Below are 24,052 nucleotides of genomic sequence, written 5' to 3'. Positions count from 1 at the left end.
ATGAATATTGCTGTAAATAAAATACCGGGAGCAGCTAAAAAGGAACTGCGCTATGTAATTGCCGATCTGTTAAGACATTTAATTTTATTATTCTGGTCCTTTCTGGTACTATATCCCCTTTCCATTCTGGTGTTTACTTCCTTTAAGACAGATGAGGAATATGTTGACACTTCTGTTTTTTCTCTACCGAAAAGTTTTTTTAATTTTAATAATTATATAAAAGCATTTATAGAGGGTGATTTTCTTACTGCTTTTAAAAACAGTCTGATCCTTGTGGCTGTGGGAGCCGTTGGAACGGTAGTTATAGGCTCAATGGTGGCTTATTGTATGGATAGGTTTGATTTTAAACTGAAAAAATATATTAAACTGGTATATACGGTAGCTTATATTGTTCCAAGTGTGGCGCTTCAAGTCTCAATATATGCGGTAATGAAAGGGCTGGAGCTTACCGGAACCATATATGCACCTATTCTGATATACTTAAGTACGGATATTGTTCAATTATGGATATATCTTCAGTTTATGGAGAAGATTTCGGTATCACTGGATGAAAGCGCCATGATAGAAGGAGCATCCTACTTTAAAATTTTCAGAAGCATCATTTTGCCGCTGCTGGCACCTGCAACTGCTACCATAATAATACTAAAATCCGTTACAATATATAATGATATGTATACCCAATACCTGTATATGTCAAAATTGGAGCTTAAAACAGCAACAACGGCATTGATGGCATTTCAGGGAGACAGGATAAATGTACAAAATCTGATGTCTGCAGCTATACTGCTTGTTATGATACCAACCATTGCAATTTTCCTGTTTATGCAAAAGTACATTTTCCAGGGTATAACCACCGGATCTGTCAAAGAATGATTTGAATTTGTTTTAATAGTATAATACACTATTAATAAATATTTTTTAGTCTGTTCGAAATAAACAGAATTACATGATGAGGTTCATTATGTTAAAATCCAGATACAAAAAGAGAATCTCTAGATTTTATAAAATTATAAGATTTAGAGATTTTACGCTTCAAAAAAAGTTTCTTACAATATATATTATTTTGCTGATACTTCCTCTGACTCTGTTCTCCTATTACTTTTTCTCCAATTACATAGGAAGAAAAGAGGATGAAGCCCTGAATCTTATACAGAAGGTAAATGAACAGTCAATGTGGTCCATTGAGGCATATATAAATCAGCTCAGAAATATAACAATTCTTCCGTTGTACGACTACAATACTCTGGATGTGCTTCGTAATAAAATAAATAAACCAGATAAATCAAATGACAGCAGACTGGGATTTAACACTTCTCCCAACAGTCCCAGAGCTGATTTTGCATTACCTGATTCAACAGGCTTCAGCCAGAAGGACGAGGAAATCCTGGCAACACTTATGACAAGGATTATGGCTTTAAATAAAAACATATATTCGGTATTTATAGTAAGCCCTAACGGAGATTATGTATACCGGATGATAAATAACAGCCTGATCCCGGATAATAAAAATTCATATAACCCTATTACTGAGGCCTGGTATAAAAATAGCTTGAAAAATAAAGGGCAGTCGGTTGTGGGAGACACTCAAAGATTTGATCAGTATGTTGAAGCAAGGGGAACTCCCATTTATATCTTTCCGGTGTCAAGGGCCATAAATGATATATACGGAAGCGAAAATATCGGCTCAATGTGCATCAGCACCGACATCAGATATATAAGCAGCATCATTTCGGAGTCAAAGGTATTGAAGGGTGAACGGACTCTTATAATAAATAACAGCGGGAATATAATATACGACAATAATCAAAGCAATATTTCAATGGATATCAATGACGCAAATTTCGATATACCTGAATTGGAAGGCTTTAACTTACAGAATAATATCAGCAGTATCAACAGGGCAAATAAGGAATATACCATTTTATCAGTTAAATCAAAGTCAATTGGGTGGAGCCTTATAAGGGTCATTCCCAATGAAGAAATATTTAAGAGCGTTGCCGCCCTCACAGGTGAGTTTCTGGTAATGGTTGGTGTCATTGCGTCACTGGCATTGATTATTACCATATATGTTACAAAAGGGATTACAAACCCGTTAAGGAAATTGGTGCACACCATGCGGCTGGTTGAGCATGGGGATCTATCGGTCAGATTTAAGGTGAGGACACGGGATGAAGTGGGTTTGTTGGGAAAAAGCTTTAACAGGATGATAAAAAAGATCGACACACTTGTAAATACGGTACATGTCACCCAAATCAGAAAAAGAGAGACAGAACTAAGCGCATTACAGGCACAAATAAATCCCCATTTTATATACAACACCCTGGAATCCATCAGAAGGCTTGCAGAGATAAATGATGACAACGACACAGCCAAAATGACCTGTCTTTTAGGGAAAATGCTAAGATACAGCATCAATATCAGCAACAAGGTGGTTACAGTGGGGGATGAAATAGATCATGTGAACCAGTATTTCGAACTCCAGAATTTCAGATTTGGCAACAGATTTAAACTGGTATTGGAAATCCCGGAGGAATTTTATGAAATAAGCATAATAAAGCTGGTATTCCAGCCAATAGTGGAAAACGCTTTTTACCACGGACTGGAGGTCACTGCCGGCCAAGGGATGATCCGTATCCGCGGCTATAAGGAAAATGAAAGAATATATTTTGAAATAGCAGATAGCGGAATAGGAATGACGGAAGAACAGGCGGAGCTCATAAATGACAGAATAAACGGATTTTCGCCGGGAGGAGACGATTCGAAGAGCATAGGTCTGAGGAATATAAATGAGCGCATTAAACTATATTATGGAGCCGGGTTCGGTTTGAAAATTTCAGGCTGGCCCGGAAAAGGAACAACTGTCTCAATAATGCTTCCATGTGAAAAGCGCATGAACAGTGTAAACCAATTATAAAATATCAAAAGGCGGAAGGGGTCTGCAGATGCTTAAAATATTGATAGTTGATGATGAGATCATTCTGAGAAAGGGACTTTCCAAATCCATAAGCAAGGTTAAAGACTTTGTTGTAGCAGGAGAAGCGGGTGACGGGCTGCAAGCCCTTAAGCTTATAGAAGAGGTTGAACCTGACGTTGTAATTACAGATATACGTATGCCCAATATGGATGGCAAAGAGTTGGTGCAGGTTTTATCTGAGAAATATCCCGAATTGAAAAAGGTTGTAATAAGCGGATTTGAAGACTTTACATATGTAAGGCATACCATGAAAAACGGTGCGGTGGACTATTTGCTCAAGCCTGTTGAAGACGATAAGCTTTATGCTCTGTTAAAAGAAATACAGGAATCCATACGTATGGATAAAAAAAAGAAAGATGAGTTTATAGACCACAACATTAAACTGAATGAGAGTTTCCCCATTCTTAAGGACAGGTTTCTCCACGGTGTTCTCACTGCCGGTCAACCGTATGAGAGCAGTGAAGACATTGCAAGAAAACTGAATTACTATGGTATTAATTTCACCCCTGAGGATAGGTTCACTCTTTTATTTATTTCAATTGACAATTATTAAACTTTTTTCTTCAAAATATGGGGAAGAAGAGGGGAAAATCAAATATTACATAATCAGAAATATCTCAGAGGAGATTGTTGAGGCGAAGGCCGGATTTTTTTCCTGTCAATTGGAATTTGGCCTGGCTGTATTTATCAATACCTGTGACCGGCAGCTCATTAATGAAATAACAGGTTCCATCCGCTTCAATCTTGACAGGCATGCCCAAATAAGCTTTACAATAGCTGTTTCAAGTGTTCCGGGAGGTATTTTTGATTTAAACTCCTTATATTGCAGTGTGTGTAAGGCTATGGAACATAGATATTACTATAATATAAATATAAACACTGTTATTGAACAAAATTCCGTCAGGCCTTTTCAGAACTGGGATGCTGAAGGAGAGGCGGTTAAAATTGAGCTGGAAAACAGCATTGAAAGGGTAATTGAGCAGCCTGATGCCACTGGAATCCGGAAAGTTTTCAGCGATGCCTTTCATAAAATCAGGCAGAAGAATTTTGTTCCACAGGATGTCAATCAGATGTTTAAGGATATATTTCTAAAAATGAAATTTAAATTCGACGATTTCAAACGGGCTGTAGAGTTGCTTGATACCAGTGGGTACAGCTATGTTCAGCAGCTGGAAATGCTGGATACGGCCGACGAAATTGAAAAACTGTCTGTTAATGTATATACAGAGCTTACAAAACAAATTTTGTACCTGAGGAGCAGGAAAGATAAAAAAATAGTTGAAGTAGTGAAGGATTATGTTGCAAAGCATTACAGTGAAGATATAACTCTTGCAAAAATTACCGGATTGGTTTATGTTAACGGAAACTACTTCAGTGAAATGTTTAAAACCTGTACAGGAGAGAATTTTATTGATTATTTGACAAGGGTCAGGATAGATAGGGCTAAGACTCTGTTAAAGGATGTAGCAGTAAAAACCTATGAAGTCGGCATGTTGGTGGGGTATGCCGATCCCAACTATTTTAGCAAGGTATTCAAGAAGGTGGTGGGAATAACGCCTTCCCAGTACAGAAATATTGTTTTATAGATACTGCTGTACCGGGAGTTATCAGTTTACCTGCAAAGTGCAGGATTGCAGCCGGGCCTTGTTCTTTCAGAGTTTCTTAACTAAATATTACAAATAAATTTAAATATATAATCATTCAGTTGAGGGTAATATTCATGTGCATAATCATGGAACAGCAGCATTTGTTTTGCAGCTGAGATTTTATTGTAGGCTGCAAATTGTGTTGAAGGGGGACATACCTGATCCAGAAGGCCGGTAGAGAATAAAACCTCTGCCTTTATTCTTTTTACAAGATTCTGTATGTCTATATAACCAAGTTTATTGAATATTTCTTTTTCTCTCAGGTGCATGGGATCGAAGAACCGGAAGTACTCTTTTATTTCATCCTGTGCATCCAGATACCAATATCTCTTGAAATCGCTTAGATAGGGATGAACAGGAGCTGCTTTGGCAATCCTGGGTTCAAGTGCGGCACATACCAGTGCCAACGCTCCTCCCTGGGACTCTCCTGTTGTACACACATAGCTTTCATCCACCTCCGGGAAGCTCATTACTATATTTGCAAGTTGAGCCGTATCCAGGTATATCTGCCTGAACAACATTTTCTCAGGAGAGTCGTTAATACCTCTGATAATGTGCCCGCGCAGGGTAGGGCCCTTTATACATCCGGTGTCCTCCGACGTACCGCCCTGTCCCCGGCAGTCGAGAGCCGCAACGCAAAAGCCCATGGCCACATAGTTAAGTTTATCGTGCCAATCACCCGAATGCCATGCATAGCCGTGAAATTTTAGGACTGCCGGACAGGGCTTCGGGGAGGCCTTTGGCCTCAGATATTTTGCGTGAATACGTGCGCCGCCGACACCTGTAAAGTAAAGATCAAAGCACTCGGCAAAGGGCACTTTGACAAAATCAGAGGGTATGAGTTCCACCTCCGGAGCTGCAGCACTCATTTCTTCCAGTGCTTTGTCCCAGAAAATATCAAAGTCGGCGGGGCAGGGAGTGCTGCCGGTATACTTTTCCAGCTCCTCCAGGGGCATATCTCCATGGCTTGGATTCATAAGCTCCTCCGGTTACAATATAATTTTCTTACTGCTGAGCAATTCAAGATTCCTGGAAATCAGCTCTATTCGCTGTTGTACACAGGCATAGCTTCTCAGAGGATCCTCGGGGGTGTTCATTACATAATCCAGCATTTTGTCCACTGTGGTGGCTGCAACATGGCACCTTGTGTCAGAAGAGGCATAGTAAATGAGAATATCTCCGTTAGCCCTTGCTATAGCCCCATTACAGAATACAACATTAGACACGTCACCAATACGTTCTTCACCTTCGGGGGCTATGAGGAAACCGCCCGGGCGTTTTGTGACCTGCTCCGGATGCTCAAGGTCCGACAGGAAGGCGTAAACCACGTAACGCAAGCCTGCGGCGGTGTCTCGTACCCCGTGGGCAATGTGGAGCCAGCCCTTCGGTGTTTTTATGGGAGCAGGACCCTGTCCGTTTTTGACCTCTTTTATGGTGTGGTATTCCTTGCATTCCATAAGAATTTCTTCATCAATGCATGCATTCTCCATACTGGCGGTATAGCCGAACCCAATACCGCCGCCTTTTCCGGTGTCGATGAAACCGTCCTGCGGCCGGGTATAGAGAGCATACCTGCCCTTGATGAACTCCGGATGAAGCACAACATTGCGCTGCTGCGGGGAGGAGGTCTTAAGGTCGGGCAGGCGCTCCCAGTCTCTCAAATCCCTTGTTCTTGCTATGCCGCATGCTGCAACGGCACTTGAAGTATCACCGGAGGGTGCGGCCGGGTCCTTTCTTTCTGTGCAGAAAAGTCCGTATATCCAGCCGTCCTCATGTTTTACAAGTCTCATATCATATACATTTGCGTCTGGATTTTCAGTTTCAGGCATTACAACAGGGTAGTTCCAAAACTTGAAGTTGTCTATTCCGTTATCACTTTCGGCCACGGCAAAGAAGGATTTCCTGTCGGTGCCTTCCACCCGGACCACCAGATAAATCTTTCCGTTTAATTCAATGGCTCCCGGATTGAAGGCACAGTTGACACCAATTCGTTCCATGAGATACGGATTGGTGTTGTGGTTTAAATCATATCTCCAGAACAGAGGGGTATGCTCATTGGTGATTACGGGATACCGGTATCTGTCAAAAATACCGTTTCCGCCTTTTAATTTTGAATTTTTCCTGTCTGTCAGGCTGTTATGCTCCTGCACCAGATAACGGAGCCTCTCATCAAATACCATAATTTTCTCTCCATGACCATAAAATATTTTGTTTACTTTAAGGGATATACTTACCCAGTCTTTCTATCATTTCAAAACACATCCGGCTGTTGTGGTAGGGACATTTCCAGGGCCCGGCTTTCTGATCTCCGATGATCCGGGAACCGTCGGCTGTGGTTCCCCAGAACCATTCACCGTTTACCCTGTCGATAATATGCTTATCAATGAATTCCCACATGCTGCAGGCTGCATCCAGGTAGCAGTTTTCTCCTGTGAGCTGATAGGCATTGGTGAACCCCACTACGGCTTCTGCCTGTGGCCACCACTCCTTAAAATCTTCCAGTGAACTGTTTTCCAGCTCATAAAAAAGTCCTCCGTTGATTCTGTCCATGCCGTCGGAAAATACCTTTCTGGCCATTAAAACGGATATCAACCGCACTCTTGAGAGCAAGGCCTCATTTCCAAGCACTTCTGCGGCCTCATACAACAGCCAGCTGCCCTCGATATCATGTCCGTAGGAAACAGCTTTGGAAAGGGAGGTCCAGTTCCTGTCAAAGAAAAGCCGGAATTGAAAGGTGAGAGGATCGATGATGTGGTCAATGGTGACATTTATCAACTCCCGGAGACTTCTTTCCAGGCTTTTGTCCTTCCACACCCTGTAGAGATTTGTGTAGGCCTCCAGCACATGCAAATGAGTGTTCATGGATTTTTCAGCATTCATATCCTTACCGCTTAAACTCATGTGGGGTGTAGGCGACCAGTCTCTTGCACGGGCCTCCATGTAACCTTTTTGGCCGGCATCATAAATATTGTTTTCTATTGAATGGTACAGCCGGACAGCATGATCCAGACTTTCTTTTATGCCGGCAGCCCTGTAGAATTCCGACAGACCGTATATTGCAAAGGCAATGGAGTAGGTCTGCTTTTTTGTATCAATGGGGTTCCCCCTGTAATCCAGCATCCAATACACACCTGAATATTTATCGTCCACAAAGTGTTTGATTATATAATCGTAAGCTCTTTTTGCCATGACCAGATACTTTTTATCCCTATAATATCTGTAAGCAGCAGAGAAAGTCCAGAGTATCCTGAAGTTGAGGACGGAGGCTTTGTCGTGCTTTGTATCGGGGGACAGGCCATTGGATATATAACCGTAAAAGCCGCCGTTTTGATCGTCAACTGAATGATTGATCCAGAACTCCAGAATATTATTCTTGAGCTCATGCTCAAATCCGCTTGCGAGATTCTTAATATCATGTTTCTCCATATTGACCTCCATGAGCCATATTATGGCTTTGAGCCGCATAGCGGCCGCAAAATGTAATGAAATTTGTTCGCTCCTCTACCGCTATAAGGCCAATAAAGGAGGTTAATTGGCCATGTTTACTATCTATATTCCTCAGAATCCCCTGCCGCAAGCTCGGAATTTGCTTTTATAAAGCCGAGCAATTCATCTGCTTTGGCATATGCCAGGGCTGAATAGGTGTCGGCAGCACCGTAATATATGGCGATTCTCCCGGTGTCGGCATCCGTCAGGGCTGCGCAGGGGAATACGACATTGGGGACAAAACCCGCGGTTTCATAAGGTCTTTCGGGAGTCAGCAGGTAATCCCTGGTGCGGTATAAAACCCTGGAGGGATTGTCTGTATCGAGAATTGCCGCTCCGAAGCTGTAAACAAAACCGTTGCAGGTGCCGGACACGCCGTGGTATAGCAGCAGCCAGCCTTCGGTAGTTTCTATGGGGACAGCTCCGGCTCCTATTTTGACACTTTGCCACCAGCCCGAGCCTCCCTTTTGCATTACCCGTCTGTGCCGTCCCCAATGGATCATATCCGAGCTCTCACTGAGAAAAATATCTCCGAAGGGTGTATGCCCGCTGTCGCTGGGCCTGCTGAGAAGCAGGTACTTTCCGTTTATCTTTCTCGGAAACAAAACACCATTCCTGTTAAAGGGGATAAAAGGGTTTTCGAGGCGTATGAATTCCCTGAAGTCCCTGGTCATTCCCAGACCAAGGGCGGCTCCGCCGAAATCAGTGCACCAGATGATGTAATATGTACCTTCTACTTCCACAAGCCGTGGATCATAAGAATAGTTGGGCTGATAGGGTTTACCGTCACTGTCCTGCCATTGTATGGGTTCATCTTCAATTTTCCAGCTGAGGGCATCGTCACTGAACCCCACATGGATACGGGCTTTACCGTCTTTGTGATCTGCTCTGAAGATCCCTGCAAAGCCGCTGCCCCAGGGAACAACCGAACTGTTATATACTCTTGCCGTGCTTGAAGTAGGATTCCAATCGATGATGGGATTTCCCGAATGTCTCCAGACAACTCCTCCGAAACCTTCGGGTTTTTCCTCCCAGGGGATATTTTTTAAAGCTTTGCCAATAATCTTCATTACAGCCCTCCTTAAAAAAATAATATTATAAATTCGTTGATATTTGAAATGTGTAACATGAAATATTAATACATGTAATATTATAATACTTAAAAATATTTAAAATGTAAAGTAAAAATAAAGTTATTTGTAATATTACAATATGCTTTGAATAAGATATTATTTATGCTATAATTCAATACATGATTAACAAAGGAATCATTAAATATTTACACCAATCTTGAGTCTGGAGGAAGTATGCCAAAAAAAGTAACAATGGATTCCATTGCATTAAAACTGGGTATTTCTAAAAATACAGTTTCACTTGCACTCCGCGGCATGCCCGGAATAAGTGAAACAACAAGAAAAACCATAGAGGCAGCTGCGGAAAGCATGGGCTACAAATATAAAAGCAATGTACGGCAGCAGACAACACGAAATCTCTGTCTTGTCATTGCTAAAAGCACCCGGGATTCAATAGGATTTTTCAGTTTCATACAGCTGGGAATTGAGGATGAAGCCAAGAAGAACAATATTAATACCATCATACATTACTATGACGAAAAAGATGAAATATTTGAAATACCAAACTGTGTCAAAGACGGTATGGTTTCAGGTATAATAACTCTTGGCAGGATCTCCCGCAAGACCATCAATGCCATAATAACCTATGATCTGTCCGTTGTTATGGTGGATAATTATTTTGATGATCTGGTTATGGACTGCGTACTGACGGATAATCAATGCGGAGGTTACCTTGCCGTTGAACACCTGATAAACTGCGGACATACAAAGATCGGTTTTTTAGGGAATATTTATGCCTCTGTCAGCTTTTATGACAGGTATCAGGGATACTTAAAGGCATTGAGAGAATACGGGCTCCATTATAACCCCGGGTACTCGGTAATTGACCGCAAGCTTGAAAATGTGGACAATGAAGAAATAGCATTGGTGATTGAGGGAATGAAATCCGGAGAGGGGATTCCTACAGCGTTTTTCTGCTGTAATGATGCCGAAGCTCTTGTAATCCTGAAGGTTTTATCAAACATGGGAATAGCAGTACCTGAGGAAGTGTCCGTTATGGGTTTCGACGACATAGAGACATCACGGAGTGTAACTCCGGAGCTTTCAACCATGAGGGTACAGAAGGAAATGATGGGCAGGAGGGCCGTATGTAAACTGCTGCAAAAAATGAGTGGCATTGAAGAACCTACGGAAAAGATACTGTTATCCGCAAACATAATTGACAGGAACTCTGTAAGGAAGCTGGATAAATACACCCCCGACGGTGCGAACTTGTAAAATATACGTTTAATCCGGTTTTGGACTATAGAAAATATAGTTGGATTACGCGGCCTTTAGTATCCGGTCAACAGCTTGAGTACAACTTTTGTCGTACCTGGGCCGGTCATCGGCACCTATACTGATTAAAGCAATTGTTAAAAGTTCAAAAACAAATCAATGGTTCAGTGGTATAATAAGGTAATATTTTATAGAAAAGGGAGAGGTTTGTCATGAATTATAATGATTTTGGAAAAACAGGTGAAAAAGTATCCTCACTGGGATTTGGCTGCATGCGTCTGCCTGAATACCAGGAAAACGAAAAATGGTTTATTGATCAGGATAAAGCATCTGAGATGATAGGCTATGCGTTTGAAAACGGTGTAAATTATTTTGATACCGCGCCTTATTACTGCAATAAAAACAGCGAAGAAGCGCTGGGTAAGGCAGTAAAAAAATTTCGCAGCAAGGTCATGCTCTCCACAAAAATACCCCTGGAAGTGGTAAAAGGGCCTTCGGATTACCGGAAAACCCTTGAGGCAAGCTTAAAGAGAATGGATACCGATTATGTTGATTTCTATCATTTCTGGGGTATTAACAAAGGCTCTTTTGATGACATTATCATGCAGCATGATTTGCTGCTTGAAGCGCAAAAAGCCAAAGAGGAAGGCTTGATCCGCCACATCTCCTTCTCTTTCCACGATGAACCCCAGAGCATAAAATACATAATTGACGGTTCGATCAAGCGTGGCATTTCAATGGAAACAATGCTTGTACAGTACAATCTGCTTGACCGCAGCAATGAAGAAATGCTGGCATATGCAGCGTCAAAAGGTCTGGGTACTGTTGCAATGGGGCCTGTGGGCGGCGGAAGACTTTCAGCACCTACCGACTTGTATACAAAGCTGACAGGAAAACCTGCAATTGCCACATATGAGCTTGCTTTTAAATTTGTACTGGGAAATCCCAATCTAAGCTGTGCATTATCCGGAATGGAGACTCTGGACATGGTTCAGAAAAATGTTAAAATCGGAAATGATCCGGCCGTGCTCTCCGAAATGGAATGGGAGCAGCTTGGGAAAGCCATGGAGCAGCTCAAAAAATTCAGTGAATTGTACTGTACGGGTTGTAAGTACTGTCAGCCCTGTCCCTCTGAAATCAAAATTCCTGACATATTTAATTTCTATAACAACCATAATGTTTATGGCTTAACGGAAACAGCAAAAAACCAATTTGCGGGCTACAGGAAAGATGGAGGAAAAGCAATATCCGACTGCATAGACTGCGGGGTCTGTGAAAAAAAATGTCCTCAGCATCTTAAAATCCGGGAGGAGCTTGCACGTGTTGAAAAGATACTGCTTTCATTTTAAGAAACTCTCTGACGGCTCATTGAATGGGATAATTTACAACGAATCAGATATTTTATAATATGTTTACGGTTTGGAGGCTGTTTATGCAGATACTTGTTGATGCTGACGCATGTCCGGTTAAAGATATAATAGTGAGAACTGCAAAAAAGTACAAGGTTCCGGTGACCATGATCATTGATACAAGTCATGAGCTTTCGGACGGCTACAGTACTGTGATCACTGTAGACAAAGCAAGGGACAGTGTGGATATAAAGCTTATAAACCTGTTGAAGCGCGAAGACATTGTGGTTACACAGGATTACGGCGTTGCCGCAATGGGGCTGGGAAAGGGTGCCAGAGTATTAAATCAGAACGGACTCATCTATACCGATGATAACATTGACAGACTGCTTTTTGAAAGGCATCTGGGACAAAAGGTCCGCAGGGCGGGAGGCAGGACCCGGCCTATAAAAAAACGTACCGGAGAAAATGATGAGGTGTTTGAAAAAGCGCTGGTGAGCCTTCTGGAAAGACAGAAGTTGGAGGGAGGGCCGGGATGAGTCTGATAAGGCCGGGAATATACAGACATTTTAAAGGAAAGGAATACAGAGTGCTATACATAGCCAGGCATAGTGAAACACTGGAGGACATGGTGGTATATCAGGCACTTTACGGTGAAATGGGAATATGGGTTCGTCCTGCTTCCATGTGGGATGAGATGGTTCAGCGTGACGGTCAGACTTTCAGGCGTTTTGAATACATCGGGGAGTAGTATGTGGAAAGGGGTTAAAAAAATTATGGATATAAACACTAAGGCAATTATCGGAAAAAGAATAGACAAAACAATGAAAAATCTTGAGAAAAACAATATGCAGGTACACTATGTTGAAACAAAGGCCCAGATACCTGAAAAGGTCTGTGAACTGCTGAAGGACGGGGATACTGTCGGAGTCGGCGGTGCCATGACTCTGTTTGAAAGCGGTGTCATAGACCTGCTGCGTTCGGGAAGGTACAAATTTCTGGACAGGTACGAAGAGGGGCTCACAGGCGAGCAGATAAATAGGATATTTATTGATTCCTTTTCTGCTGATGCATATATAAGCAGTGCGAATGCCATAACCGAAAACGGGGAACTATATAATGTCGATGGCAATTCCAACAGGGTTGCGGCAATTTGTTTCGGGCCCAAATCGGTAATTATTATCGCAGGTTATAACAAACTGGTAAAGGATTTGAACGAAGCCATAATAAGGGTAAAAACTATTGCGGCTCCCGCAAATGCTACAAGACTTTCCTGCCAGACCTATTGTAAGGAAAAAGGGGAATGTATGTCCTTCAACAGTCATCCCGGCGAAATGGAAAGCGGCTGTTCGGGTCCGGCCAGAATTTGCTGCAATTATGTGGTTTCAGCTTACCAGAGGCATAAGGACAGGATTAAGGTAATCCTTGTCGGAGAGGAACTGGGCTATTGATTTACTGCCATGACAACAAGTTGGCTTGTGTATCCGGGGAGGCTTTATGATAGTATCGTCACTGACTGTTAAGCTCTATGCACCAACCTGCCATTCCCTCAAGGATAAGAGGATGATTGTGAAGAGTCTGTTGCAGCGGGCACGCAACAAATTTAATATTTCCATAGCAGAGGTGGATGAGCAGGATTACTATCAGACCATCGTAATAGGTGCTGTCTGTGTATCCGGCAGCAGAGCTCAGGCCAATGCTGTACTGGACCAGGTCCTGCGCTTCATAGAGGAGAATGCCGGGGCTGAAGTGGTGGATTTCCTGTATGAAGAGAGATAAATATTTACTTATAACCGAACCTTTTTCCATTTTTTTGTGTATATTAATGTGAATACCCGGGTGATTTTGATATTAAGATTAAAGGGCAAAAAAATATGAGAGGCAGGTCAACAGGTATGAAGAGATTTTTTCGTGCAATAATTTCAACCGTTTTAATTGCGGTTTTATTGTTCAGTCCATACCAAACAGCAATAAATGCCGAGGGAAACAATATTGTCTATAAGACTTTACTATCTCCTAAAAATAAGTTGTGCATTGTAACAAAACCGTTGGCAGCAGATTTTTCATCCATTCATCCAGGAAAAATGACAGAATTGCCAGGCTATAATGAAGATTCCGATCAAATGTGGCAGGTGGATTTAAGAAGCAGCGATCTTACATTGCTTGACCTGAAAGGCAGGCTTAGGGATCTGACATTTTCCAGCTTTGACAGCAAAACCAGATGGCCCGGAAAATTACCGGAAGACTTTAATCCCCAAAAAATAATGGATTTGGGAAAGAATCCCGGTCTGGGAGTCCGGGCACTTCATAGGAAAGGTATCAACGGAAAAGGAATTGGTATTGCAATCATTGACCAGACCTTGCTGGTTGACCATGTTGAATATAAGAACCGCTTAAAAATGTATGAAGAAATTCATAATCCGGGAGATGTGGCGGCAATGCACGGACCGGCCGTAGCATCCATAGCCGTTGGCAAATCCGCAGGAGTGGCTCCTGAAGCTGATCTTTATTACATAGCCGAGACCCACGGAACCTTTGGTGAAAATGACAGTTTCGATTGGGATCTGACCTGGTTGGCAAAATCAATAGACCGTATTGTGGAGGTCAATAAGATATTACCCAAAAATAAAAAGATAAGGGTAATTTCTATTTCGTTGGAAATAGGAAGCTGGTTCAACGGATATGAAAAAGCACTTGCAGCTATTGACAAAGCCAAAAAAGAAGGGATATATACTGTATATGTGGGCTCGTACAATTTTACCGGGCTTGGCCGGGATCCCTTGAAAAGTGCGGATGATGTAAACTCATATTCCATAGGACTATTCTTAAAAAAATATCCCTATAAAAATGAACAAATTCTTATACCGATGGATTCCAGATGTACTGCCAGCCCTACAGGCCCAAAAGATTATGTTTTCTATAGAGAAGGGGGCATGAGCTGGACAGTACCCTATGTTGCAGGGTTATACGCTCTGGCATGCCAGGTGAATTCTGAAATCACTCCTGAAGCTTTTTGGAAGGAAGCCGAAAAAACATGTGGTATTAATAAAGACAAGTTAGGTAAAATAATTAATCCTTCAAAACTACTTGATAACATTAAGAGATTAAAGAACTCAAAATAAAAGTGCGATAAACTTGTATTAAACTATACTTTACTATTATATGTTGCTTCAATGTTATTTTATTTGTTGCTTTACATCCGCGGCGGCTTCTCCGTGGGTTACAAAAAGCATGCATATTATTGCCAGAGCAAAGGATATTGAAGAATATACAAAAATGGCATCGTAACTGCTTACCATATCCCGGATGAAGCCGAACAGTATTGGGCTTATTATTGCCGCACTGAAGGAGAAGAAATAATAGTAGCCTGTATATCTGCCTATATCCTTCCATTGAGCCATTTCAACTACCATGGGAAGCGAGTTGATATTCACACAGGCCCAGAAGATACCTCCCAGAAGCAGAAGTATTCTCAATGCCCATATATTATCGGTAAAAAGCATCAGTGCGAATAAAAGTGTCACACCTGCAAGTCCGGCAAGGATAGTTCTTTTCCGGCCCAGCTTTGTGGAAATAAAGCCCGCCGGTATTGAGAAACCCAGAAAAGTCAGTGAAAACATTGCCAGCAGCAGTGAGGCATCACCGGCAGTAAGAAAATTGCCTGAAGTATCCCTCAAGGTGTTGGTAACATAAAGGCTGAAAAAGGTTTCTACTGCATTATAGCCTGTAAACCAGAACAGGATAGCAAGCAGCAGAAAAACAAGACTTTTGTTTCTTCCCGGTTCGGCCGCATGTGACACGTCGGGACTTTTCTGAGGGAAACCGTGAATTTTGGCCGGTACAGCAGATTTTTCAGGTTCAGCCGGCTCAACTGCCAATCCGGGCAGTTTATTATCCGCAAGTTCTTCTTCCAGCTCCTTGCCCGTTTTCTCCCTGACAAAAACTTTTAAAACTATAACTGCAGCGAGCATGAGAACAGCACTGGCTGCGAAGGGTAGCGGCATGCCTCCCAGCTTAAACAGCAGGCCTCCGGCAAAGAAGGAGAACAGACTTCCAAGCCCCCCCATGAAGTTGATGATCCCGTTGGCCTGGCTTCTCAGCGGAGCGGGTGTCAGATCAGGCATGAGGGCTACAACGGGGGCTCTCCAGGTGGACATTACAAAATTGAAAATTATAATGACTGCCATTAATGAAAACAGCGATTTGGTAAACGGTATGAAGGGAAAGACTACTGCGCATACGGGTATCCCCAATAATACATAGGGCATTCTCCTGCCGAAGCGGGTCCTGGTTTTGTCCGATAATGCTCCGAATACAGGCTGGAAAATCACCCCGAAGATATTGTCAAAAGTCATTACTATTCCAATCAGAGTGGTACTTGAGAGATAGTTCTTTAACAAAACCGGCACATAATTATTATACATGGCCCATGCTATGGAACTGGCAAAAAATCCAAAGCCTATCAGAAAGGTCTGTTTATAGTTTAGCTTCATAAGTGTTCCTCCCACTGCAATTTTCCAGATGTTTCACAGGTATGCTATTTTCAGAGGTATACTTCCACGGATATACCATTTTTTATGGATATGCCATCACATCATGCCATCTGTCTTCTGATTTTAAAGGCTGTATCAGGATAATTTGTGATAACGGCATTAACGCCTTCCTTATACATCCATCCAAGGTGTTCGGCGGTATTTACCGTCCAGGGATTGACCAGGATACCGTTCTCCCTGCACTTTTTGACAGTATCTGGGACCGCAAGTGTATAGTAAAAGGGATGCACTGCCTCGGCCGTCAAATGGGCCGCATAGACATGGGGATCCACCATTGCCTCGGTGTACAGCAATCCAATGGGGATTGATTTGTCGATCTGTTTTATCAGCATCAGGCTGTAGTGGTTAAATGAGGAGTAGATGACTCTTTTCTTCATGCCCATCTTTGAAACCAGAGAGGTGACTTTCTCTTCAATGCCTTCATAATTAACCAACCCTGACTTTATTTCGATATCCACTGTCAAATCAGTACCTTTCACAAAATGCAATACCTCTTCCAGGGTAGGAATTTTGACGTTTTTATAGTTGGGAAGGTGATTTGAAAAATCATAGGACAAAAGCTCTTTTAATGTCTTGTCGATTATGCGTCCGCTGCCGTCTGAACAGCGGTCTATTGTTTCATCATGTGCAACTACCAGATGTCCGTCTTTGGTCATGTGAATATCCAGCTCAATACCGTCAGCCTGCTGCTGGTGTGCAAGCTTAAAAGCCTCCATGGTATTTTCAGGAGCGTAGCCCGAAGCGCCTCTATGGGCCCAGATTAATGTCTTCATTGCAATTCACCTTCCTAAAATGATAATATGATATTATCTATTAACTATAATATATGGACATAACAAAGCTTTATATCTCACTGATGTTAATTAATGTTAATTGTTATTAACATCTATTTTAGCACTTTAGCCTAAAAGTAACCACAATTAGGTAAAAACGGAAGCCTGGTTTAAAAGCTGTTTGTTTAGGGTAAATTTAACTGTAATAAGGCGTAAAGATGGAGCGTTATAAATAATATAGTAAAAAGGACGTGAAATTATGATAAATCCAAACAAAACTTTTTCTGAAATATGGCTGGCAGGCGGATGTTTCTGGGGAGTTGAAGCATTTATAAAAAATATTCCGGGAGTAATTCACACTGAAGTCGGATATGCCAACGGTAAAACCGAAAATCCGACCTATGAGGAGGTATGCAGCAAAAACACCGGACATGCCGAGGCTGTCTATTTAAAATACAATCCTCAAAGACTGTCTTTGAACATACTCCTTGACTACTATTTCCGCATAATAGATCCCACACTTCTAAACAGGCAGGGTCATGATATCGGAACTCAATACAGAACGGGGATATACTACAAAAATCTTGCCGACAAAAGAGTCATAGAAGAATATATGGATAAAAAGCAAAAAGAATACTCCAAAAAGATTATGACCGAAGTTTTGCCCATCCAAAATTTTTACAGAGCGGAAGAATATCATCAGGCGTATCTTGATAAAAATCCCAACGGATACTGCCATATTGACTTTGAATTGATAAACAGCCTTAAAAGGGAAGCCGGAAAAAAGGTTGACAAATCCAAATACTCAAAGGCTGAGGATGAAGTTCTGAAACAACAGTTAAGCCGGGAACAATATGAGGTTACTCAGAAGAAAGCAACTGAAGCACCTTTTGAAAATGAGTTCTGGGATAATAAAAAGAAAGGTATCTATGTTGATATTGTCACCGGAGAGCCCCTATTCGTTTCATCGGATAAGTTCGATTCGGGCTGCGGCTGGCCAAGCTTTACCAGACCCATTGATGATGAGGTTATAGAATACAATGAGGACAAAAGCCACGGAATGTACAGAACGGAGGTTACCAGCAGAGTGGGAGGAAGCCATCTGGGACATGTTTTCGAGGATGGTCCGACCCGGGAGGGCGGCCTGAGATATTGCATCAACAGTGCCTCTTTGAGGTTTATACCAGTTGAAGAAATGGTGGACAAAGGTTACGGAGAATTCATACCTATGGTAAAATAGTCCCTGTATACCGGTATCCGTCAATAAAAGCCCCTTTTAAGAGCTGCGTGGCAATCATTGACGGATACCGGCCGGGAACACTATGATTTTGCATATATTGGTTAAGAGCTGTATCCAAGTTTTGTGACAACTTACTTATTTTCATCAGTGGTTTTCCTTGTGAAGAAGTAAGTAACAATCATGGTAGTACAGTTAGAGAAGAGCAGGAAAATATCCGAGTCGATTTTTTTCCCCGACAGAACAATTACAACAAGAGTAAAAACCAATGCAAGAGTTACAATACTTTTTACATTGATTAAATTTTTCAGCTTATCCTTCATTTCTTCATACCTCCAATTCTTTTGCCTGTTGCTTTTATTTGAGCCTTTGGACCCGGGATTCCGTCCACCTGTGACGAGGTCAGGGCTTGAAACCCTTTAATGGTCATGGTATAACCCTCTCCTTTCAATATGCGGTTTCTTATGGCGAGTTTCGGGCTTTCGCTTATTCCGGCCGGTTCAATCAATTGGATATGCCAGGGTCAAAATCCATGCATACTGATTTATGACTGGAAGCAGCTTTGGATAGACACAGGACTGTTCGGGATACTTAACTTTTACACGACACCTCTTTTCCCAACTCCTCTCGCAGCTCATTAATCCTTTGATGAGCCTGTTTGGTGCTTTCTTCAACTCTTGCCAGCCTGTCCGCATGATTGTTAACGGTCTTGTTCAGGCATCTCAATTCAAGTAAAGTCGTGTCACTGCTGCGTTTTATATATTCTATGTCGGCTTTGAGCTGCCCGACTTCTATTCCGCTTTGCTTTGACTCTCCCTTTACCCTTGCCTGGAGGGTAAGATATCCAAAAACAACCCCACTGACTGCCGCTATGCAAGTAATCAATATATTCGTTTCCACCTGCACCCCTTCTTTCCTGACAGATATAAAAGGACTACCCTTGCCAGCAAGTAATCCTCGGTAGTCTAAATACAATCTTCCGGAAAAATTTAAAAACATGTCATCTGGTCATGAACAATATTTATGAGTTCGACTCGTAGAGATTGAATAGCATCTTCTCTGGGCAGCATTATGTATCTGGACAAATATTCGATATCATCAGAAAATAAATTGATAATTTCATTCATTGACACTTTATCACCCTGCTGAGCCTGTCTTACTATTTGTATGAATCTGTCAGGGTTTGTCGTAACAATTCCAATCCTTTCTTTTTCCATTTATTCACCCCCTGTTGAGTCATGTTAAGTTCACAAGCGACCTCCTGCTCCGTCATGCCGTCGATTATAGTTCTCCGGATGATGTATCTGCATTTCTCCCATGGTATAGAATCCAATAACTCTTTAATATAGACATTTGATAAAATTTCTGCCTCAAACCCGCTGTCGTGTACCTGGCTTTCAAAAAGGAGATAACATTCTTTTAACTGTTGATTACGAGCCTTATACTGCAATCTCCATGCTGCTCTCCTCAGTAGCTTTCTGTAGTTTTCTACCGAGATGCCATCGTTAGTTTGCATAAGAAACCTCCGTCCTGATGAATTTTATGGACTTCAATATTAAATTGTAGGATTGTTTTTAAACTGGTATATTTTGTAACTTATTTTAGTGGTTTTACTATTATAGTAATACTTTTTATCTATATAACAACCAAATTTTTTAATATCATACAAATTATGTATATTATGGATGAGATTTTTCGAGTTGTTATTTTTGACATAAAAATTCCTTTATATGAGAAGGGGGTTTCATCAAAAGTTGCCTGTTTAAAATCAGGAGGCAGGTAACAATTTAAAAGTCGGATACCAACCAATTCAAAACCAAATCTTATTGGAGGAATGCAAATGAAACATTTAAAGGAACCGTTTAAAGCTTTTGCTAGGTACACGGGTAAACAATTTAAATGGGTATACTGCTCGCTCATAATACTTTTAGTTTCTCTGGCAGTAATCCCTAATGTGAATCAAGTATATTCCGCCGGAGAAACGGGGGAGACCTTATATGCGGTTTCTCCGCTGAACCAGCAGATAAAACTGTCTCAGCCCACTGCATCAGCACCGGGAGGACGAGGCTTCATGCTGCCGCAGGCAGTCGTGGTAAAAGATGCCTCCGGCAGGCCTGTTGCAGGTCTTTCTGTAACCTTTGAAGTTTCTGCCAATAGTATGATAACCTCAATTATGAGAGGCTATAACAGCAGAATCTTTACGGTTACAACCGATTCCAACGGTATGGCGTCGGCTGCCAATACATATCCAAACTATGTAGGCGAAGGGTATCAAGTCTATTCAACATATGCCGGAATTATTCAAACCTTACAGGTAAAAGCCAGTATCCCCGGAGGTAATACGGTTACGTTCAACGTGGAGGTAGGGACATACAGTTCAAATCTGGTAGACAAGACTCCGCCTTTTATTTCAGTTCAGGCAAAGGATGACACCGGAGCCGACTACATTGCCGGAACCTGGACAAGCCATTCGGTATCCGTGGCTTATACTGCAACAGATTCTCTTTCGACCATTAAATCCTGCACTCCTGAGCAGATATTTAGTGAAGAAGGAGCAAACCAGACTGCAACCGGTACTGCTGTTGACAGTGCCAACAATTCTGCAAGTGTGACCTTTGGACCAATAAACATTGATAAAAGTATGCCGGTCACAACAGCTACCTATCCAAAGCCGAAGTCGGGCGGCTGGTATGATGATAAAGTAACTGTAAGCTTTGACTCAACAGACAGCGTTTCAGGAGTCAATGCAATATTCTACAGGATCGGTGAAGGTACTCCCATTAAACTGGAGGGGCAAAGCGCCGCTGCGGATATTGATCTTGAAGGGACAAGCGTCATAACTTACTGGGCGGTGGATAATGCCGGAAACCAGGAGCAGGCAAAGACCTTTACCGTCAAAATTGACAGGTCTGTTCCCACAGTGACGGCTAAACTGAGTCCGGAAAAGAATGAAAATGGCTGGAACAAGTATGACGTAACACTCACTCTCACAGCAAAAGATACTCAATCAGGTGTAAAGGAGATTCATTACAAAACCGGTGAGTCAGGTGAAGAGAAAACCGTTTCGGGAGACAATACTGAAATACTCTTCAAAACGGAAGGAATAAGCCGGATATTCTACTGGGCAACGGATAATGTGGGCAAAAGCAGTCCCGTTGAGAACATTGAAATAAAACTCGACAAAAGCACCCCTGTTGTTATTCCGCCCCGGGATATCACATTGGAAGCAACTGCTGTCAGGACACCGATAGACATTGGAACAGCCCAGGTAACAGATGTAAGTGACTGGACACTGGAAAATGATGCTCCAGGAGACGGATTCCCTGTGGGAACCACAAAAATCATATGGAAGGCTACCGACTCTGTGGGTTTTGTGTCTCAAGTCGTGCAGAATATTACTGTTAATGACACAACAAAGCCGGTCATTACGGTGCAGGGAAATGTAATAGTTGAGGCTACGGCAGTTGAAACCCCTGTGACTCTTGAGCCTGCCACTGCCACAGATATATTTCCTGTAACAATTTCAAGCGATGCTCCGGAGAAATACAAGCTTGGTGAAACATTTGTAACCTGGAAGGCAAAGGATGCAAATAACAATGAGGTGATTGCAAAGCAGAGAGTCGAAGTGATTGATTCAACGAAGCCTTTATTGAAATTGCCGGACAACCTTATAGTGGAAGCCACAGGCAGAAGGACTCAGGTGGATATAGGCTCTGCTTCGGCAACGGATATTTTCAAGGTAACCATAACCAACAATGCTCTGCCCGATTATCCCATAGGCACCACATATGTGGCCTGGAAGGCTACAGATCAAAGTAATAATGTTTCCGAAGGTGTTCAGGAGATAAAGGTTCAGGATACCACAAAACCTCAGCTGACTATTCCGGATGATATAACCCTGGAAGCACCCAGCAGATATGTTAAATTGAATATCGGGAAAGCCACGGCTACTGATATATTCCCTGTGGAGATTACCAATAATGCTCCTGAGGAATTTACGGTAGGAAGAACCGAGGTAAAATGGAAAGCTGTTGACGAAAACAAGAACGAAGATACCAAATCACAGTTTATAACCATAACCGATAATACTCCTCCGGTGATAACCACACCGAAAGATATAAGAGTGGAAGCAACCGGAGAAAAGACAAAGGTTCCAGTAGTTCCGCCCGAGGTATATGACATATTTGAGACAACCATCACACGCAACGGTCCCCAGGATAATCTATTCCCTGTTGGTCAGACAGTTATAACCTGGGATGTAAGAGATGCAAACGGGAACTCCTCTTCGGTTGAACAGTCGGTATATGTTGAAGACACCATAAATCCCGTACTCACACTGCCCAAAGATATAAAGGCAGAGGCAACAGCCAGAAGAACTCCTGTGGAGCTCGGCACACCTTCAGCATTTGATATCTTCCCGGTAACCTTTACCAATGATGGTTTAGAGGATTACCCTATAGGTACTACCCCGGTAACCTGGAAGGCTACAGATACTCATGGCAATTTTACAAAAGGAATTCAGCATGTCACTATTGAGGACACCACAGAACCAGTTCTTCATCTTCCGGAGGATAAAACCATCGAAGCTACGGCCATCCTGACGCCTGTAGATATCGGTAAAGCGACAGCAACAGATATCTTTACGGTAGAAACATCAAGTAATGACATCAAATACTATCCTCTTGGCGTCACCGAAGTAGAGTGGAAAGCCAGGGATGAGAATAATAACGAGGCAACCGGTACTCAAAAAATTAATATTGTTGACACAACGGCTCCTGTAATAAGTATACCTCGTGATGTAACCGTAGAGGCCACCGGCGACAAAACTCCTGTGGAGCTGGGTAAAGCCGAGGCATCAGATATTTTCGCAGTTACTATTACAAATAATGCACCAGAAGACGGTTTTGCCGTAGGTACTTTTGAGGTCATCTGGACTGCGGCCGATTCAAACGGTAATTCCAGCACTGGAGTACAAAAGGTAACTGTAAAAGATACAACTCCTCCGGTACTTAAGGTTCCTGATAATATATCGGTAGAAGCCACCGCAGTAAAAACACCGGTGGATATCGGAGAAGCCACAGCAACAGATTTATTTAAGGTCAGGATATTAAATAACGGTATAGGAGCATATCCTCTTGGAAGAACAATTGTAACCTGGACGGCAATTGATGAACATAATAATTCTACTGAAGGCACTCAGGAAATTACCGTAACCGACAGGACTTCTCCCGTTGTAACACCGCCTGAGGATCTGACTATAGAAGCTACGGCCAAAATGACAGAGGTTACCGACATTGGACAGGCAAAAGCAGCCGACATCTTTGAAATCAAATCGATCAACCACAATGCTCCGGGGATATATCCATTTGGTACAACGAATGTAACCTGGACGGCAAAAGATGTTAATGGCAATGTTGGTGAAGGTATTCAGAAAATTACAATTGTAGACACGACACCACCTGAGCTGGAAGCGCCTCTGGATTTAATTGTTGAAGCTACTTCAGCAGATGGAACACCTGCGGATATAGGTAATCCTGTATACAGCGATATTTTCAGTGTGGAAGTGTCAAATGATGCCCCAGGGTTATTCCAGATAGGAACAACAGAGGTAACCTGGACGGCAACAGACGAGCACAATAATAAGACCACCAGGATACAGAGGATAATAGTAAGGGATACAACA

23 protein-coding genes are annotated in these 24,052 nt (G+C 42.2%); 13 read left to right on the top strand and 10 right to left on the bottom strand.

Going from position 1 to position 24,052, the window contains the following annotated elements; genetic code table 11:
- The 4 genes from CTER_RS20610 (at position 1) to CTER_RS27190 (ending at position 4,560) form a co-directional block, all read left to right on the top strand.
- The gene (locus tag CTER_RS20610; protein WP_004628974.1) at positions 1–873 is read left to right on the top strand and encodes a carbohydrate ABC transporter permease; all 873 of its coding nucleotides are present in this window, start codon (positions 1–3) and stop codon (positions 871–873) included.
- 88 nt (positions 874–961) lie between these two features.
- A complete protein-coding gene (locus CTER_RS20605; protein ID WP_004628946.1) occupies positions 962–2,914 on the top strand; it encodes a sensor histidine kinase in 1,953 nt (650 codons plus the stop codon).
- Between the two features lie 28 nt (positions 2,915–2,942).
- Positions 2,943–3,527, top strand: coding sequence for a response regulator (locus CTER_RS20600; RefSeq protein WP_004628947.1), 585 nt, complete (start codon positions 2,943–2,945; stop codon positions 3,525–3,527).
- Entirely contained in the window at positions 3,463–4,560 is a 1,098-nt protein-coding gene (locus CTER_RS27190; RefSeq protein ID WP_083909051.1) for a helix-turn-helix transcriptional regulator, read from the top strand. Before CTER_RS20600 ends, CTER_RS27190 begins: the two co-directional genes overlap by 65 nt.
- 80 nt (positions 4,561–4,640) lie before the next feature.
- Here CTER_RS27190 and CTER_RS20590 read toward each other — a convergent pair whose 3' ends face one another.
- The 4 genes from CTER_RS20590 to CTER_RS20575 all read right to left on the bottom strand — a co-directional run bounded on the left by CTER_RS20590 (position 4,641) and on the right by CTER_RS20575 (position 9,176).
- Positions 4,641–5,597: an acetylxylan esterase gene (locus CTER_RS20590; RefSeq protein WP_004628991.1), complete on the bottom strand. Its 957-nt coding sequence runs from the start codon at positions 5,595–5,597 to the stop codon at positions 4,641–4,643.
- Between the two features lie 12 nt (positions 5,598–5,609).
- Positions 5,610–6,800 (bottom strand): glycoside hydrolase family 130 protein, encoded by a 1,191-nt coding sequence (locus CTER_RS20585; RefSeq protein WP_004628966.1) that lies wholly within the window; start codon positions 6,798–6,800, stop codon positions 5,610–5,612.
- A 37-nt stretch (positions 6,801–6,837) separates the two neighbouring features.
- The gene (locus tag CTER_RS20580; protein ID WP_004628975.1) at positions 6,838–8,046 is read right to left on the bottom strand and encodes an AGE family epimerase/isomerase; all 1,209 of its coding nucleotides are present in this window, start codon (positions 8,044–8,046) and stop codon (positions 6,838–6,840) included.
- A 119-nt stretch (positions 8,047–8,165) separates the two neighbouring features.
- Positions 8,166–9,176, bottom strand: a complete 1,011-nt coding sequence (locus CTER_RS20575; protein WP_004628984.1) for a glycoside hydrolase family 130 protein — start codon at positions 9,174–9,176, stop codon at positions 8,166–8,168.
- Positions 9,177–9,413: 237 nt separating this feature from the next.
- Here CTER_RS20575 and CTER_RS20570 point away from each other — a divergent pair, with 237 nt between their 5' ends.
- The 7 genes from CTER_RS20570 (at position 9,414) to CTER_RS28940 (ending at position 14,928) form a co-directional block, all read left to right on the top strand.
- A complete protein-coding gene (locus CTER_RS20570) occupies positions 9,414–10,457 on the top strand; it encodes a LacI family DNA-binding transcriptional regulator (RefSeq protein WP_004628992.1) in 1,044 nt (347 codons plus the stop codon).
- Between the two features lie 212 nt (positions 10,458–10,669).
- Positions 10,670–11,806 (top strand): aldo/keto reductase, encoded by a 1,137-nt coding sequence (locus tag CTER_RS20565; protein WP_004628993.1) that lies wholly within the window; start codon positions 10,670–10,672, stop codon positions 11,804–11,806.
- Positions 11,807–11,889: 83 nt separating this feature from the next.
- Positions 11,890–12,345 carry a YaiI/YqxD family protein gene (locus CTER_RS20560; RefSeq protein ID WP_004628968.1) on the top strand — a complete coding sequence of 152 codons (456 nt, stop codon included), beginning with the start codon at positions 11,890–11,892 and terminating at the stop codon, positions 12,343–12,345.
- Positions 12,342–12,557 carry a DUF1653 domain-containing protein gene (locus tag CTER_RS20555; RefSeq protein ID WP_004628977.1) on the top strand — a complete coding sequence of 72 codons (216 nt, stop codon included), beginning with the start codon at positions 12,342–12,344 and terminating at the stop codon, positions 12,555–12,557. The genes CTER_RS20560 and CTER_RS20555 overlap by 4 nt, the downstream gene beginning before the upstream one ends.
- 25 nt (positions 12,558–12,582) lie before the next feature.
- Positions 12,583–13,257 (top strand): lactate utilization protein, encoded by a 675-nt coding sequence (locus tag CTER_RS20550; RefSeq protein WP_004628981.1) that lies wholly within the window; start codon positions 12,583–12,585, stop codon positions 13,255–13,257.
- 46 nt (positions 13,258–13,303) lie between these two features.
- The gene (locus CTER_RS20545) at positions 13,304–13,585 is read left to right on the top strand and encodes a DUF503 domain-containing protein (protein ID WP_004628958.1); all 282 of its coding nucleotides are present in this window, start codon (positions 13,304–13,306) and stop codon (positions 13,583–13,585) included.
- A gap of 116 nt (positions 13,586–13,701) precedes the next feature.
- Positions 13,702–14,928 carry a S8/S53 family peptidase gene (locus tag CTER_RS28940; RefSeq protein ID WP_004628963.1) on the top strand — a complete coding sequence of 409 codons (1,227 nt, stop codon included), beginning with the start codon at positions 13,702–13,704 and terminating at the stop codon, positions 14,926–14,928.
- A gap of 54 nt (positions 14,929–14,982) precedes the next feature.
- On the opposite strand, the gene CTER_RS20535 is transcribed toward CTER_RS28940, so the two are convergent.
- Together CTER_RS20535 and CTER_RS20530 are read right to left on the bottom strand one after the other, a co-directional pair.
- Positions 14,983–16,299 carry an MFS transporter gene (locus CTER_RS20535; RefSeq protein ID WP_004628945.1) on the bottom strand — a complete coding sequence of 439 codons (1,317 nt, stop codon included), beginning with the start codon at positions 16,297–16,299 and terminating at the stop codon, positions 14,983–14,985.
- Positions 16,300–16,400: 101 nt separating this feature from the next.
- The gene (locus CTER_RS20530) at positions 16,401–17,132 is read right to left on the bottom strand and encodes a glycerophosphodiester phosphodiesterase (protein WP_004628998.1); all 732 of its coding nucleotides are present in this window, start codon (positions 17,130–17,132) and stop codon (positions 16,401–16,403) included.
- A gap of 259 nt (positions 17,133–17,391) precedes the next feature.
- Between CTER_RS20530 and msrB the strand changes: the two genes are divergently transcribed.
- Entirely contained in the window at positions 17,392–18,372 is a 981-nt protein-coding gene (msrB, locus tag CTER_RS20525; RefSeq protein ID WP_004628973.1) for a peptide-methionine (R)-S-oxide reductase MsrB, read from the top strand.
- A 131-nt stretch (positions 18,373–18,503) separates the two neighbouring features.
- On the opposite strand, the gene CTER_RS20520 is transcribed toward msrB, so the two are convergent.
- From CTER_RS20520 to CTER_RS20510, 4 genes are all read right to left on the bottom strand, one after another.
- Complete coding sequence (locus tag CTER_RS20520; RefSeq protein ID WP_004628950.1) at positions 18,504–18,692, bottom strand: hypothetical protein; 189 nt, start codon at positions 18,690–18,692, stop codon at positions 18,504–18,506.
- 268 nt (positions 18,693–18,960) lie between these two features.
- The gene (locus tag CTER_RS20515) at positions 18,961–19,269 is read right to left on the bottom strand and encodes a hypothetical protein (protein WP_004628971.1); all 309 of its coding nucleotides are present in this window, start codon (positions 19,267–19,269) and stop codon (positions 18,961–18,963) included.
- Positions 19,270–19,358: 89 nt separating this feature from the next.
- Positions 19,359–19,496 carry a hypothetical protein gene (locus CTER_RS28935; protein ID WP_242835039.1) on the bottom strand — a complete coding sequence of 46 codons (138 nt, stop codon included), beginning with the start codon at positions 19,494–19,496 and terminating at the stop codon, positions 19,359–19,361.
- 32 nt (positions 19,497–19,528) lie between these two features.
- Complete coding sequence (locus CTER_RS20510) at positions 19,529–19,885, bottom strand: sigma-70 RNA polymerase sigma factor region 4 domain-containing protein (protein ID WP_004628965.1); 357 nt, start codon at positions 19,883–19,885, stop codon at positions 19,529–19,531.
- Between the two features lie 324 nt (positions 19,886–20,209).
- On the opposite strand from CTER_RS20510, the gene CTER_RS20505 reads away from it, so the two are divergent.
- The coding region (locus tag CTER_RS20505; RefSeq protein ID WP_004628995.1) for an HYR domain-containing protein at positions 20,210–24,052 on the top strand (3,843 nt) is incomplete at its 3' end.

Origin of the sequence: Ruminiclostridium cellobioparum subsp. termitidis CT1112, assembly GCF_000350485.1 — a bacterium.
In the GTDB taxonomy this organism is placed as follows: Bacteria; Bacillota; Clostridia; order Acetivibrionales; family DSM-1351; genus Ruminiclostridium; species Ruminiclostridium termitidis.
Note: the sequence above shows the minus strand (reverse complement) of the source record. Positions and strands in the feature narration are given on the sequence as shown.

Coding starts and splice junctions, on each gene's coding strand:
- CTER_RS20535 (WP_004628945.1), bottom strand. CDS start 16,299: ATGAAGCTAAACTATAAACAGACCTTTCTGATAGGCTTTGGATTTTTT.
- CTER_RS20570 (WP_004628992.1), top strand. CDS start 9,414: ATGCCAAAAAAAGTAACAATGGATTCCATTGCATTAAAACTGGGTATT.
- CTER_RS20550 (WP_004628981.1), top strand. CDS start 12,583: ATGGATATAAACACTAAGGCAATTATCGGAAAAAGAATAGACAAAACA.
- CTER_RS20610 (WP_004628974.1), top strand. CDS start 1: ATGAATATTGCTGTAAATAAAATACCGGGAGCAGCTAAAAAGGAACTG.
- CTER_RS20605 (WP_004628946.1), top strand. CDS start 962: ATGTTAAAATCCAGATACAAAAAGAGAATCTCTAGATTTTATAAAATT.
- CTER_RS20565 (WP_004628993.1), top strand. CDS start 10,670: ATGAATTATAATGATTTTGGAAAAACAGGTGAAAAAGTATCCTCACTG.
- CTER_RS28940 (WP_004628963.1), top strand. CDS start 13,702: ATGAAGAGATTTTTTCGTGCAATAATTTCAACCGTTTTAATTGCGGTT.
- CTER_RS20555 (WP_004628977.1), top strand. CDS start 12,342: ATGAGTCTGATAAGGCCGGGAATATACAGACATTTTAAAGGAAAGGAA.
- CTER_RS20560 (WP_004628968.1), top strand. CDS start 11,890: ATGCAGATACTTGTTGATGCTGACGCATGTCCGGTTAAAGATATAATA.
- CTER_RS20600 (WP_004628947.1), top strand. CDS start 2,943: ATGCTTAAAATATTGATAGTTGATGATGAGATCATTCTGAGAAAGGGA.
- msrB (WP_004628973.1), top strand. CDS start 17,392: ATGATAAATCCAAACAAAACTTTTTCTGAAATATGGCTGGCAGGCGGA.
- CTER_RS28935 (WP_242835039.1), bottom strand. CDS start 19,496: ATGAATGAAATTATCAATTTATTTTCTGATGATATCGAATATTTGTCC.
- CTER_RS20520 (WP_004628950.1), bottom strand. CDS start 18,692: ATGAAGGATAAGCTGAAAAATTTAATCAATGTAAAAAGTATTGTAACT.
- CTER_RS20530 (WP_004628998.1), bottom strand. CDS start 17,132: ATGAAGACATTAATCTGGGCCCATAGAGGCGCTTCGGGCTACGCTCCT.
- CTER_RS20545 (WP_004628958.1), top strand. CDS start 13,304: ATGATAGTATCGTCACTGACTGTTAAGCTCTATGCACCAACCTGCCAT.
- CTER_RS20575 (WP_004628984.1), bottom strand. CDS start 9,176: ATGAAGATTATTGGCAAAGCTTTAAAAAATATCCCCTGGGAGGAAAAA.
- CTER_RS20510 (WP_004628965.1), bottom strand. CDS start 19,885: ATGCAAACTAACGATGGCATCTCGGTAGAAAACTACAGAAAGCTACTG.
- CTER_RS20585 (WP_004628966.1), bottom strand. CDS start 6,800: ATGGTATTTGATGAGAGGCTCCGTTATCTGGTGCAGGAGCATAACAGC.
- CTER_RS20580 (WP_004628975.1), bottom strand. CDS start 8,046: ATGGAGAAACATGATATTAAGAATCTCGCAAGCGGATTTGAGCATGAG.
- CTER_RS20590 (WP_004628991.1), bottom strand. CDS start 5,597: ATGAATCCAAGCCATGGAGATATGCCCCTGGAGGAGCTGGAAAAGTAT.
- CTER_RS27190 (WP_083909051.1), top strand. CDS start 3,463: ATGGTATTAATTTCACCCCTGAGGATAGGTTCACTCTTTTATTTATTT.